Source organism: Terriglobia bacterium, from assembly GCA_020073085.1.
GTDB lineage: Bacteria > Acidobacteriota > Terriglobia > JAIQFV01 > JAIQFV01 > JAIQFV01.
Genome location: JAIQFV010000009.1, coordinates 178,214 through 190,598 on the forward strand (window position 1 = coordinate 178,214; position 12,385 = coordinate 190,598).

Genomic DNA, 12,385 nt, shown 5'->3' on the forward strand with positions numbered 1-12,385 from the left:
TAAAGGAGGGAAAACTTTAGAAAATAATGACCCGGAGGAGGAACTTCTCCCAAGGAACCCGCATGCGTCACTGTTCCATTGCCCCCCACCTGCGATTTCTTTATCATAAAGAGGAGTGGAAACTCCCTGTCCATGCTCAAGCGGGATCTGGCAATCCCACCGCTCAACTCAGGTCACGAAAGGAAATAAGGAATGAAACCGCGATATTGGATCATCCCGGCGGCCATGATTGCCATCGCTGCCCTTCTTCTGAGCTTTTCGGCAAAGGCGAGCAACTCGCTGAGAAGTGCGATTCCCGCCTCAAGCCCCGAGGAAAAATCCCCGCCGTTCTTCAAGATCCGCGCCATTACGGCGTTTGTCTCCATCGACCCCGGCCGGATCGAAGAGGCGGTCTCCGAGGCGGTTCAGTTCCTGGAGAAATCCCGGGACCGGTTTCAATCGGCCGGGTTCGAGGTCCAAACCATTCGGCTGGCCACCCAGCCCTTTCCGGAATATACGAAAAGCATGTCACACCGGGCGGCACTCGAACTGATCCAAAAACTGGATCGATTGGCGGTGCAGCACCACCTCGATCTATCCATTGGACCGGGAATTCTCGAAGACCGCGACGATCCGGAAGCGGTGGCATTGATTACGGATATTCTGTCGCATACCCAGACCACCAATACCAGCGTGACGGTGGCTACTCCGGAACGCGGGGTTCAACCGAAAGTGGTTCGCGCGGCGGCACAGATCATGAAGAACCTTTCCACAGCCTCAAAGGGTGGCATCGGAAACTTCAGCTTTGCCGCGGCAGCAAACTGTCCTGCCGGGATTCCATTCTTCCCCACTGCTTACCACCTCGGAACCCAAAAGCAATTTGCCCTGGCCATTCAGTGTGCCAGCCTGGTTCAGGAGGCCTTTGCGCATTCCCTCTCGCCTGCGGAAGCTCGTGTCAACCTGAAGAAGATCTATGAAGCGCAATTGCATCCGGTTGAAGTCATCGCTCAGGGATTGTCGGAGGAGACCCGGTGGAATTATGAGGGGATGGATGTATCCACGGCTCCGTTAAAGGAAGTCTCAATCGGCGCAGCGATCGAAACCCTGTCGGGAGTCCCGTTTGGAGATCACGGCACGCTGACGGTTGCCGCCCTGATCACGGATGTCCTGAAGAGCTTGAACTTAAAGCGTGCTGGATATTCCGGACTGATGATTCCGGTCATGGAAGACGCGACCATTTCACGGCGGGCGGCCGAAGGAAGGTTGTCACTCGACAAACTGCTCCTGTTCTCGTCGGTCTGCGCCACCGGCATTGACGTGGCGCCGATTCCGGGCGATACCCCGTCGGCTGAAATTGAAAGGGTCATCATGGACGTGGCCTCCCAGTCCACCAAGCTGAAGAAACCTCTTGCCGTCCGACTCCTCGTGGTACCGGGGAAAAAGGAAGGGGCCATGACGGAATTTGAAGATCCGTTCCTGGTCAATACGAAGGTGATGTCTGTGAAGTGAGCAGCGTGATCCCGGCCTGGCGGGATCACGCCTTTCATCTTGATTCTTTTCACACGCACTCTGCTCTTACCGGGTCTGTCCATCGTGCTTTTGCCGATAAATGCCCCGGCTGGTGCGATTCAATTCACGATTCAACTGGCGCCGCTCGGCCGGGGTCACCTTCCCATCCGACTTGGCGAACAATTTGTCGGCTTGAATCTTTCCTTCGCGAGACTCAAGGCCACGGGCTTCCCGGTAAGTTAATTGCCCACTCCGGATTCCCTGGTTGATTCGTGCCTGCTGGCGGGCCTGGCGTTGATTGATGCCGGGGGTCCGTGTCCCGGCAAGAATCGGGAGCGTGAGGGCGAAAAGGAACACACCGCACGCAAGAAAACCCATCAACTTTTTCATGACATCCTCCTGTTCATCTGGAATTCCGGAGGGCCCTCCGTTTTTCAATCTCTTGGACAATTGAGGATCTCAAGAAGTTTAATCGATGGGACGCGCAGAAAAACGGACCGTGCGGAGCTCTAACTATGAATTCGTGTCATCCGTGTCGTCTGTGTAATCAGCGTCCATGATTTATTGAAGATCTCTCGGGGCGGGGGAGCTCATTCCGGATTGCGAAGCTCATTCAGGGCTTGTTCGACGTAAGGGCGAACCATTTGCTTGCGCCAGTACATGAGGAAATCGGTGTTGTCGAGGGGTTTGGCCACGGCATGCGCAGCGGCCGCGGCGGCGCGAATGCTGCTCTCACCCAAGGGGCGACCAATTAAGAGTTTCTGCGCTTCAGTGACTTCCATCGCATGCGGGGCGATGGCGCCCAGGATGAGTTTCGCGTCCCGGACAGTCGCGTGATCCTCTTCAAACCAGACACAGGCCGCGACGCCAAGCACCGGAAAGTCGAACGCCCCGCGACGCCTCAGTTTTGCGTAGCTGGCGCGCCATCCATTGGCCGGAGGAAGCAGGATTTCGGTCAACAGTTCGTTGTGCTGTTTTGTTAAATAGTGAATTCCATCAAACCTGGAATAGAGTTGAGCGATGGGAATCACCCGCTCTCCCCCGGGAGAAACCAGTTTGACCCGAGCACCCAACGCGATCAGGACTGGCACTTCATCCGCCGATTGAACGGCCCAGCAAACTTTCGATCCCGGCGCCACCCAACAGGTATCGCCGTCTTTCTTCAGGCAGAAGTGAACTCCTTTGCGCCATTCGTAATTCTGGTCATAGTAATTGCAGCGCGTATCGAGGAGCAGATTGCCGCCGAGGGTTCCCATATTCTGCAGGACCGGGGTCGAGATCAGTCTCGCTGCATGAGCGATGACGGGGTAATATTTTTGAATGGTCCGATTCTCAATCAATTCAGTCAGGGTCACGGCAGCTCCGACGCTCACACCCGTGGTTGAAGGAGCACCTGTGATTTTTTTTAGAGCGGCAATACGCTGCAAACCAATCACGACCTTGGGGGTCTGCTGGCGGCGCTTCATGTTGGGATACAGATCCGTTCCCCCCGCGACGAATTGTCCCTCGGCGCCGGCTTCCGCCATCAGCTTCACGGCATCTGCAATCTTCCGTGGGGCATGATACTCAAACTTTGGGAGTCGCATCATCGGGAGACCCGTTCGTTATTTCTTAAATGGCAAATGATCCAGATCCACATTCCCGCCCGACAAGATAATCCCAATCCTCCGGTTCGCGAATCCCGCGATCTTCTTAAAGATCGCCGCCGCGACCGCCACGGCGCCGGAGGGCTCAACGACGATCTTCATCCGTTCCCAGATATGCCGCATCGCCTCGATGATCTCATCCTCGCTGACGGTCACAATTTCGTCCACCAGCTTATGGATAACCGGAAACGTCTTCTCTCCCAGGGATGAGCGGAGGCCATCCGCGATGGTCTGCGGATGAGCTTGCAGGATGATCTTTCCGGCTTGCTTCGATTGAAACGCATCATCAGCACCCTTGGGTTCACATCCAATGATCCAGGTTTCGGGGGAAAGACTTTTCATGGCAAGCGCGGTCCCGCTGATTAATCCCCCACCGCCGACCGGGGCCAACAGAAAATCGAGCCCTTCTTCCACCTGCTCGTGGAACTCCACGGCGCAGGTTCCCTGTCCGGCAATGACGCGGTAATTATTGTAAGGATGGATGAGGACGGCGCCTGTTCTGGCCATGAGTTCATCCGTCATCGACTCCCGCGCCTCCAGGGTGGGTTTGCAGAAGGTGATCTCTCCTCCATAGTTTCGGATCGCTCCGACCTTTGGCGCCGGGGCATTTGAAGGCACCACGATGTATGCCTTTATGCCTCGAATCCTGGCAGCCATCGAGAGCGCGGCCCCATGGTTGCCGGAAGAGTGAGTGATCACCCCCTTCGCGGCTTCCGCATCATCCAGCGACAAGACGGCATTGATGGCCCCTCGCGCCTTGAAGGCGCCTCCCTTTTGCAGGTTCTCGCACTTAAAGAAGACCTGGGCGCCGGCCATCTCGTTCATCGTCCGGCTCGTCATGACGGGGGTTCGATGGATGTGCGGCCGTATTCGCTGGAGAGCTTCCCGAATCGTCTCCAGTCCTGGCTGAGTCTCAGCGTTTATGGTTGGAGTTGTCATAAGAATTCAATCACACTTTCTTTAGGTGTTTCTGAGTTTTGGTAACCCCGGTCCGCCGCGGCATCCGCCATTATTGCCGGCGGATCGCCGGCGGATTTTCGGGTTTTGGCAGCCCCGGCGAGCCCGCCGCGGCGGGCCGGGGGATAATCACGCGGTCTCACGGAAGCCCCGGTTTGCCATGGCGGACATCTGGTCAACTCGGTACCGAACATTCCTCACTCTCTTGCATGGACGGCTTCACGTGACATTTCCTTTCCCGTCCCGCCCTCCCAGGGAGGCTTAACACGGACGGGTTCCGGCCAATCCACCTCAGGAACGGACTTGGGCCCATAACGGTGCGGTTCTTCGACCCCCCGGGTAATGCCTGTTCCTCTGCTGTCGGTCGATTCCACGTCATCTTCCTGTCTTTCGGCCCCCTTCTGAATCGCAGACAAAACCTTGTCGGGAGTGATGGGGACCTCATCAATGCGCACCTGGACCGCATCATAAACCGCGTTGGCAATGGCGGGCGGGACCGGCAGCAAGGGTCCCTGTCCGACTTCCTTGGCGCCGAAAGGGCCGTTGGGATCCGGATCTTCAATCAGAAATGTCTTCACGTCGCACATTTCCAGCGTCGTGGGCGATTTGTATTCGAGGAGGCTGGGGAATTTGTGCACGACATTCCGATTCGCCCGGTAACTCATTTCTTCCATCAGAGCCTCACCCAATCCCATGTAGACCGACCCCTCCACCTGTCCCAAGGTCAAGGCCGGATTAATGGCGCGTCCGATATCGTGCGCCATCCAGATTCGCTCCACCCGCACAATCCCGGTGCGCGGGTCCACCTCGACCTCGGCGACCGCCGCATCGTAACTGTATGCCGGAGAGGGACCGACACCCGCTCCCTTGTATCTTCCCGCTGAGGGAGGCGGCGTATAACTGCCGACGGTCCCAATCGTTCCGAACCTGGCCTCGGCGATTTGAACCGCCTCGGCGAATGAGATGGACGTCTCGGGATTCTCCACATCGAATAACCGGCCCCCGGAAAAGGAAAGATGAGTGGCGGGAATGTTCATTTTTTCCGAAACCGCGCGGACGAGAAGGTCCCGGGCGCGTTCAGCTGCCTCCAGCGCCGCATTCCCCGTCATCAGCGTCACCCGGGAGGAATAACTCCCAAGATCAACAGGAGTGAGATCAGTGTCCGCCGTGAGGACTCGAATGTCGAAGGGATCAATCCCGAATACCTCGGCAACAAGGTAGGCGAGGATCGAATCGGAACCCTGTCCAATGTCGATCGATCCACACATCACGCACACACCGCCTTGACGGTCCAGCCGGAGCTGCACCCCGGAATGCGGCATGTGATTCCAATAAATGGGAAGTCCGGCGCCACTCAGGTAGGACGCACAGGCCAGCCCTATGCCTTTTCCGTAAGGGAGGTTTCGGAATTTGTTCTTAAAGTCGCTCGCCGTGACCACCTTGTCGAGACACGCGGCCAGCCCCATCGAGCCAACCCTCAAGTAATTTGCGGTAAGCGAATGGGGCTCCACCAGATGGTTCTTGCGAATTGCCACTGGATCGAGCCGCAACTGCTCCGCAATCTTGTCGAGATGAATCTCGAGGGCATAGCGGGGTTGCGGCGTTCCGTGGCCGCGCTTGGGTCCGCAGGGCGGCTTGTTGGTAAACACACGGACGCCTTCGAACTTGTAATTCGGAATTTTGTAGGTCACCGTCTGCAACGCCCCCGTGTAATAGGTGGAGGCAACCCCATAACTGCCGTAAGCCCCGCCGTCGAGGAAGGAGCGGAAATGCATCGCCGTGATCGCGCCGTCCTTCTTTGCCCCCGTCTTCACCCACATGAGCACGGGATGTCGTCCCCGGTGGCAATAAAACACCTCTTCCCGCGTGAGGGTTACTTTCACGGGGCGGCCCGTTATCATGGCAAGTTTTGAGACAATCATCTCGTGGGGAAATGGGTCACTCTTGCCGCCAAAGCCGCCTCCATTGGGCGTGGCGATGACCCGGATACGGCTGGCAGGCATTTCCAGTACTTTTGCGAGCGCCCGGTGGACATAATGCGGGGTCTGCGTGGAGCTCCATAAACAGAGCTTGCCGTCGCCGTCCACCTGGGCCACGGCGGCGTGCTGCTCCATGGGAAGGTGCGTATTGCCTTCGTAAAAGAATACATCTTCCCGAACCAAATCGGCCTGTTTGAATCCTTCTTCCACGTCGCCAAACTCCAAGGCCACCATCTTGTGAACATTGCCGTGATCCCCATAGCTGTGGATGCGCCAGGCCTCTTTGCACTCTCCGGGATTCTCGGAGCCGCCGGTCTTTGAAAGTCCATCTCCGGTGCGCAGAGATTCAGGATTTCTCAATGCATCCTGTATCGAGGAAACGACAGGCAGAGGTTCGTATTCCACTTCGATGGCGTTCATGGCTTCAAACGCCGAATCCTCGTCGATGGCAGCAACAGCGGCAACCGGATCACCAATCATGCGGACCTTCTCGAGGCACAGCGCGTGCTCGTCCTGGCTGACCGGTAATATGCCGTAGGGGAGGGGGAGGGACTTCCCCGTAATGACCGCGACCACACCGGGCATCGCCTCAGCCTTCGACGTGTCAATTTTTCGAATCAGGGCATGGGGGACGTGACTGCGCAGGATTTTACAGTAGAGCATCCGCGGCAACACGATGTCGTCGGCAAATTTCGTTTGCCCGGTTACCTTGGCCGAGGCATCGATCTTGCGAAGCGGCTTGCCGACAACGTTGAGATGTTTTGAGCTTCCGTTCTTCATGAGATAAACCGCAAAAGGTTTGGTAGCCGTGATCCCGTTCTTTAGGATCGCGGGCTTTTCCACGCAGGTCGCAAGAGCTCGAGGGCTAAAGCCCTCCTTGACTTAAATCAACGTGATCAAGGCCTGGCTAAAGCCAGACCCTTACAAGGCCCTGTCTCTTCAATCCGTACACAACTTCCTCGGAGATACTGATTCAAATCCACATGCTCATGATTTGGCTGAAGCCAGGCCCTTACAAGGGCTTTTCACTTCAATCCGTACACAACTTCCTCGCGGACCTCTGCCTTTTCCCCGCGCATACGGGCCGCCGCCAATTCGACCGCCTCGTAAATCTTGATGTAGCCCGTGCAACGGCACAGGTTGCCCGACAGCGCCTGGGCAATCTCTTCACGGCTCGGCTTCGGATTCTTTTCCAGCAACTCCTGGGCCGTCAGCAAAAATCCCGGCGTACAGTAGCCGCATTGGGCGGCCCCAAGATCGGCGAAGGTTTCCTGCAGCGGGTGCAACCGGCCATCCGATAGTTGCATTCCCTCCACCGTCATCACCTCGTGTCCTTCGACATCGAGGCCCAGGACGAGGCACGAGAGAACCGGTTTGCCGTCCAGCAGCACCGTGCAGGTCCCACATTCGCCCAGCTCACACCCGTGCTTGGTCCCGGTGAGATTCAGATCTTCGCGCAAAACCTCAAGCAGGGTCTTATGAGGTGCAAATGCAACCTCGCAAGGCTCCCCGTTCAGGACGAACGCAATGTGCGCTTTTTGCTTCCGACTTTTCGCCCTGGGATTCATCGTCTTCTTAATTCCGGACTTCATCGCACTCTGCTCTCTTCATAACCGGACATACTCAAAATCGAACGGCTTTCCGCCAACACCGCTTTTGGGTGGCGCAATCCAGTTGGCGATCTTTCCCGGGTCAGTGACGGGTTTCATCAACTCGCGCACATAAGCCCGATCCTCTTGCCCGGGCAGCCAGAAGGGGGCCCTTGATTCGAACTCTTCCTTCGAAACCAGGTTGCCTTCAAGATCGAAGCAGTGGTTCGCGAATTCACCCTGATGGCGATGAAAACGGGTGGAGGGAAGGACCAGCCTCGTGGAGATACCCTCTTCCTCCAGCGCTTTGTTCCACCTTGCCAGACCGCGCTCGCAATCCTTGACATACTCGCCACGCAGCACTTCGTTCAACGCATTCCGGAGCGGGGCCTCTTTCGTGGTGAGCCTTCCGTTCTCGATCACGGTCAGCGAATAGGTGGTGTCACTGATCACATGGTCTTCATACTTTTTCTGCTCGAGATAGCGCCCTTTCAAGCCCGCCGAGAAGAAGTCCGCTGCATTGGAAGAAATCTCGCCACCGAAAAGATCAAGCGAATAGCTGTACCAGAAATTGATGTAGCGCTGGATGATGGAGAGGGGGATGCCGCTGAGCGCCCTCACCTCGTTGTCGCCCTGATTCTTTGTCTGCTTCATCAGCTCCGCGGTGCGTTTCACGATGCGCTCCAGGCCCGACTCTCCCACAAACATGTGGTGCGCTTCCTCGGTCAGCATGAACTGGCAGGTGCGCGCCAGCGGCTCGAAACCCGACTCGGCCAGGGACGCGAGCTGATATTTTCCATCGCGGTCCGTGAACATGGTAAATGCGTAAAAGTTGAGCCAGTCATCACACGGCTGGTTGAAGGCGCCCAGGATGCGCGGCTTGTCGGTGTCGCCGCTCCGCCGCTGAAGCAGCTCCTCGGCCTCCTCACGGCCGTCGCGTCCGAAGTATTTTTGGAGGATGTACACCATCGCCCACAAGTGTCTCCCCTCTTCCACATTCACCTGGAACAGGTTTCGCAGGTCGTACATCGAAGGGCAGGTGGCGCCCAGGCTCCGCTGCTGTTCGACGGAGGCCGGCTCGGTATCGCCCTGGGTCACGACAATGCGGCGCAGTGCGTTGCGAAACTCCCCGGGAACCTCCTGGTAGGCCGGGTTGCCGCAACCATCTCCAAACCCGATGGTGGCGTTTTCTTTGGAAGGGTTCAGGAAGATCCCCCAGCGATATTCCGGCATCTTGACATAATCAAAATGGGCCCAGCCCTCGGGCTCTACCGACACGGCGGTCCGAAGGTAAACATCGCGCCCCTGGAACCCCTCCGGTCCCATTTCGTTCCACCAGGACAGGAAATTCGGAAGCCATTTCTCCAGCGCGCGCTGAAGCTGGGGATCGTTGCTGAGATCGACATTGTTGGGAATTTTATCGAAGACGCTCATCAATTGTCCTTTGGCGAGAATCTTGAGTCGTGAAACGGAGTAGCCGTCTTGATACCGAAGCCAGAAGCGAGAAGCCGGACGCCAGAGGTCGGAAGTCAGAAGTCAGAGCTCAGAAATGAGACCACTAGGATCACAGTCTCTGGCTTCTGGCATCCGGCTTCTGGCGTCCATTGAATACCTTCATGTCCTTCGAAAGTCAAACTTCGCCTTCGTCGGCTTCCCGTAATTCGTCAGCGCTCCGTGTTCGCCGACGGCGTTGGGCCGCTGGAAGATCCAGTTCTGCCAGGCGGTGAGGCGTCCATAGATCTTGGTGTCGGTGGTTTCCGGGCCGGCGAATCGCAACGAGGCCTCCATGCCGGTCAGGGCGTCTGGGGACAGCGAAGTCCGCTCTTCGATGGCCACGCGGATCTCATCGTCCCAGTCCAGCCCGTCGGGCACCAGGGTGACAAGGCCAGCTTCGAGCGCGGGGTCGGCTGAGAAATGAGCGGGAGGTTTCAAAGCAGCCTCGACCCGGGCGGTATCGTTGAGAAAGCGGGATTCCAGGCGCGAGAGGCCGTTTGACATCGGCAGTGCGCCGGCGTTCATCGAATTAGTAACAATTCTAATCGCTTGATCCGGGTCGTTTCGCATGTAGATGCGATCCGAAGCGAGTGCAAGTTCCAGGAGATTCCCCGCGAAGCAACTTCCCTCTTCAATCAAAGTAAAGAAACTCTTGGCGGTATGATCCATCCGGCGCAGAACGCGACCCATATGGAGAATGATCTCCCGCACCAATCCATGGTTCCGGTGGTTTGAGAGTATTTCATCGATCCGGAGGATGGCGTCCAATTCGCCGTGAGTGCGGACACACACCAAGCCGATTTCCGGCTCATTGAAGCGCAGGTGCAGCAGCGCATCATCCAGTTCGCGATAAGCCGCCAGGGCCCAGAACCGGTCTCCCCATTCCTGGATTCGCGCCGCGGAATCGGGCGGGGGATCCGCGGGAGCGCGAACGGTCAGATGTGCTACTCGCGCCTTCCGGTCGAGCTGGAGCGAAACGTATCTGTAATCCCGACCGCTCTCCGTAATCTGAACCTCAATGGGGTGCAGCGTGATTCCCTTTTGCGGGGTCGATCTTGATGGCTCGTCTCCGGAGTTGGGCCGACTTTCCGCGAGCAGTTGATTGACCCGGGAGGTCACCGCCAGATCGAATTTGCTCGTTGGGAACGTCTCATCGACCAGGCCCCATTCTTTCGCCCGCTTTCCCTTGATCCCTTCCGCCAAAGTGCAAAAGACATCCGCGCGATCCCGGCGGACCTTGCGCTTATCCACCAGCCGGGTCAACCCTCCCGTCCCCGGCAGGACGCCCAGCAGAGGCACCTCTGGAAGCGAAACCGCCGAGCTGCCGTCGTCCACCAGGTAAATCTCGTCACAGGCCAAGGCAAGCTCGTATCCCCCGCCGGCGCACGTCCCGTTGAGCGCCGCGACAAAACGGATGCCCGAAAACCGGGAAGCTTCCTCCATGGCGCAACGGGTCTCGTTGGTAAATTTGCAGAAATTGACTTTAAACGGATGGGAAGAAGTTCCAAGCATGTAGATATTGGCGCCGGCGCAAAACATGCGCGGCTTCAAGCTCTTCACGACCACGACGCGGACCTCGGGGTGCTCAAAGCGGATGCGGTTGAGGGCATCGGCCAACTCGATATCGACGCCCAAGTCGTAGGAGTTCAACTTCAACTTGTACCCTTCGCGCAGGGGCGAATCTTCCTGAACATCCAGTCCGAGGGTGGCGACTTCACCTTCCACCGCCAGATTCCAATGCCGGTACTGTCCCGGAGAAGCTTGAAACTCCACCGCCCGCTCGGCCGTCTGGGGTGGTGAGGTCGCTGGAATGGCCATCAGACAATCCTCCCGCTCTTGTGGTGAGTCTCGCAGTATATTACAATTTGACATCCCCAACAAGTGCAATATAATGCATGAGCACCTCCATTCGATGAACATGAAGGTAATCAATGGACGCCAGAAGCCGGATGCCAGAAGCCAGAGACGGTGATCCTAGTGGTCGCATTTCTGAGCTCTGACTTCCGACCTCCGGTTTCCGGCTTCTCGCTTCTGGCTTCGGTAGTTAGACAGATAATCCGTTTCATAGCTCAAGATTCTTCCCAAGGGACAATCGATGAGCAACAGCGACATATTGTCGAACCGAAAGGACCTCCTGTCAGCCATCGGTGCGCGAGTTCGAAAGCGGCGCCTTTCGCAGGGATGGACCCAATCGCAACTGGCAGAACGGGCTCAGATCTCTCCCCGTTTTCTGGCCCAACTCGAAGCAGGAGATGGAAACATCTCCGTACTCCGGTTGGCGCAGGTGGCCGAGGCGTTGCACCAGCCCTTGCGCGACCTGATCCCAAGCGCCTCCCTGACCGAAAGAAAGCCGAGCGGTCAAGTCCCCGGCCGCCAGCGGATGATCGCCTTGATTGGTCTCCGCGGCGCCGGAAAAACCAGCGTGGGCGTTCAGTTGGCCGGGCGGCTTAAGCAACCTTTCGTGGAATTGGACTCCCTTATTGAGAAGGCCGCCTCGATGCCGCTGGCACAGATCTTCTCCCTGCATGGAGAGGATTACTATCGTCGATTGGAGTATCAAGTCCTGAAAAAAACCTTGAGGACTTCAAAGCCAATGGTGCTCGCCACCGGGGGATCGCTGGTCACCGATCCGCGCACGTGGGGCCTCGTCAAGCAATCCTGCACCACGGTCTGGTTGAAGGCCGCTCCTGAAGTTTATTGGAACCGACTTCTCAAGCAGGGTGACACGCGGCCCATGAAGAACAACCCTTCAGCGATGACTGAACTGCGTGCCCTGCTCGCAGCACGGGAGCCGCTCTACGGGCAGGCCGACCATATGATCGACACGTCGCGGCTCTCATTAAGTGAAGTGACGGAAGCCGCCCTCCAAGCCCTTGAAAGGGACGCGCTCGGTTAGAGTTGGGTGGGACTTGGAAGGGCACGACTTCAGTCGTGCCTGCTCAGAACAGACCCTCTTTCCCGGGCTTAAGCCCGGGAAAGACTAAAATTCAAGAAGCTAAGTTCGTCCTCCCCGGCACGACTGAAGTCGTGCCCCTTCCACCAGACTCGCCGTCCCCCGCACGACTGAAGTCGTGCACTACCGGGGTCCATTACCGGGGTCAGATCCTATGAAGGACCGTGACGACTCGAATGAGCGGGTCGTTTTTTGGTAAGCTCCTCGGAAAGACAGATCACTTTTTCAAAGGAGCGGACAATGACCAAACAAACGACCCCTAGCAAGAAGTATATCAAC

9 protein-coding genes are annotated in these 12,385 nt (G+C 57.3%); 2 read left to right on the top strand and 7 right to left on the bottom strand.

What is annotated here, in order from left to right:
* Positions 1-192 precede the first annotated feature (192 nt).
* Positions 193-1,488 (top strand): DUF711 family protein, encoded by a 1,296-nt coding sequence (locus LAO21_11615; protein ID MBZ5553360.1) that lies wholly within the window; start codon positions 193-195, stop codon positions 1,486-1,488.
* 66 nt (positions 1,489-1,554) lie between these two features.
* On the opposite strand, the gene LAO21_11620 is transcribed toward LAO21_11615, so the two are convergent.
* The 7 genes from LAO21_11620 to boxC all read right to left on the bottom strand — a co-directional run bounded on the left by LAO21_11620 (position 1,555) and on the right by boxC (position 10,971).
* On the bottom strand, positions 1,555-1,878 hold the full coding sequence (locus LAO21_11620; GenBank protein MBZ5553361.1) for a hypothetical protein: 324 nt from the start codon (positions 1,876-1,878) through the stop codon (positions 1,555-1,557).
* 200 nt (positions 1,879-2,078) lie between these two features.
* Positions 2,079-3,077, bottom strand: a complete 999-nt coding sequence (locus LAO21_11625; GenBank protein ID MBZ5553362.1) for an FAD binding domain-containing protein — start codon at positions 3,075-3,077, stop codon at positions 2,079-2,081.
* Between the two features lie 15 nt (positions 3,078-3,092).
* Positions 3,093-4,073 carry a pyridoxal-phosphate dependent enzyme gene (locus LAO21_11630; GenBank protein MBZ5553363.1) on the bottom strand — a complete coding sequence of 327 codons (981 nt, stop codon included), beginning with the start codon at positions 4,071-4,073 and terminating at the stop codon, positions 3,093-3,095.
* Between the two features lie 215 nt (positions 4,074-4,288).
* Positions 4,289-6,850: a molybdopterin-dependent oxidoreductase gene (locus LAO21_11635; protein MBZ5553364.1), complete on the bottom strand. Its 2,562-nt coding sequence runs from the start codon at positions 6,848-6,850 to the stop codon at positions 4,289-4,291.
* Positions 6,851-7,095: 245 nt separating this feature from the next.
* A complete protein-coding gene (locus LAO21_11640) occupies positions 7,096-7,638 on the bottom strand; it encodes a (2Fe-2S)-binding protein (protein MBZ5553365.1) in 543 nt (180 codons plus the stop codon).
* Positions 7,639-7,677: 39 nt separating this feature from the next.
* Positions 7,678-9,093: a benzoyl-CoA 2,3-epoxidase subunit BoxB gene (gene boxB, locus LAO21_11645; GenBank protein ID MBZ5553366.1), complete on the bottom strand. Its 1,416-nt coding sequence runs from the start codon at positions 9,091-9,093 to the stop codon at positions 7,678-7,680.
* A gap of 180 nt (positions 9,094-9,273) precedes the next feature.
* Positions 9,274-10,971 carry a 2,3-epoxybenzoyl-CoA dihydrolase gene (gene boxC / locus LAO21_11650; protein ID MBZ5553367.1) on the bottom strand — a complete coding sequence of 566 codons (1,698 nt, stop codon included), beginning with the start codon at positions 10,969-10,971 and terminating at the stop codon, positions 9,274-9,276.
* Positions 10,972-11,248: 277 nt separating this feature from the next.
* Here boxC and LAO21_11655 point away from each other — a divergent pair, with 277 nt between their 5' ends.
* Positions 11,249-12,049 carry a helix-turn-helix domain-containing protein gene (locus tag LAO21_11655; GenBank protein ID MBZ5553368.1) on the top strand — a complete coding sequence of 267 codons (801 nt, stop codon included), beginning with the start codon at positions 11,249-11,251 and terminating at the stop codon, positions 12,047-12,049.
* Positions 12,050-12,385: the final 336 nt, after the last annotated feature.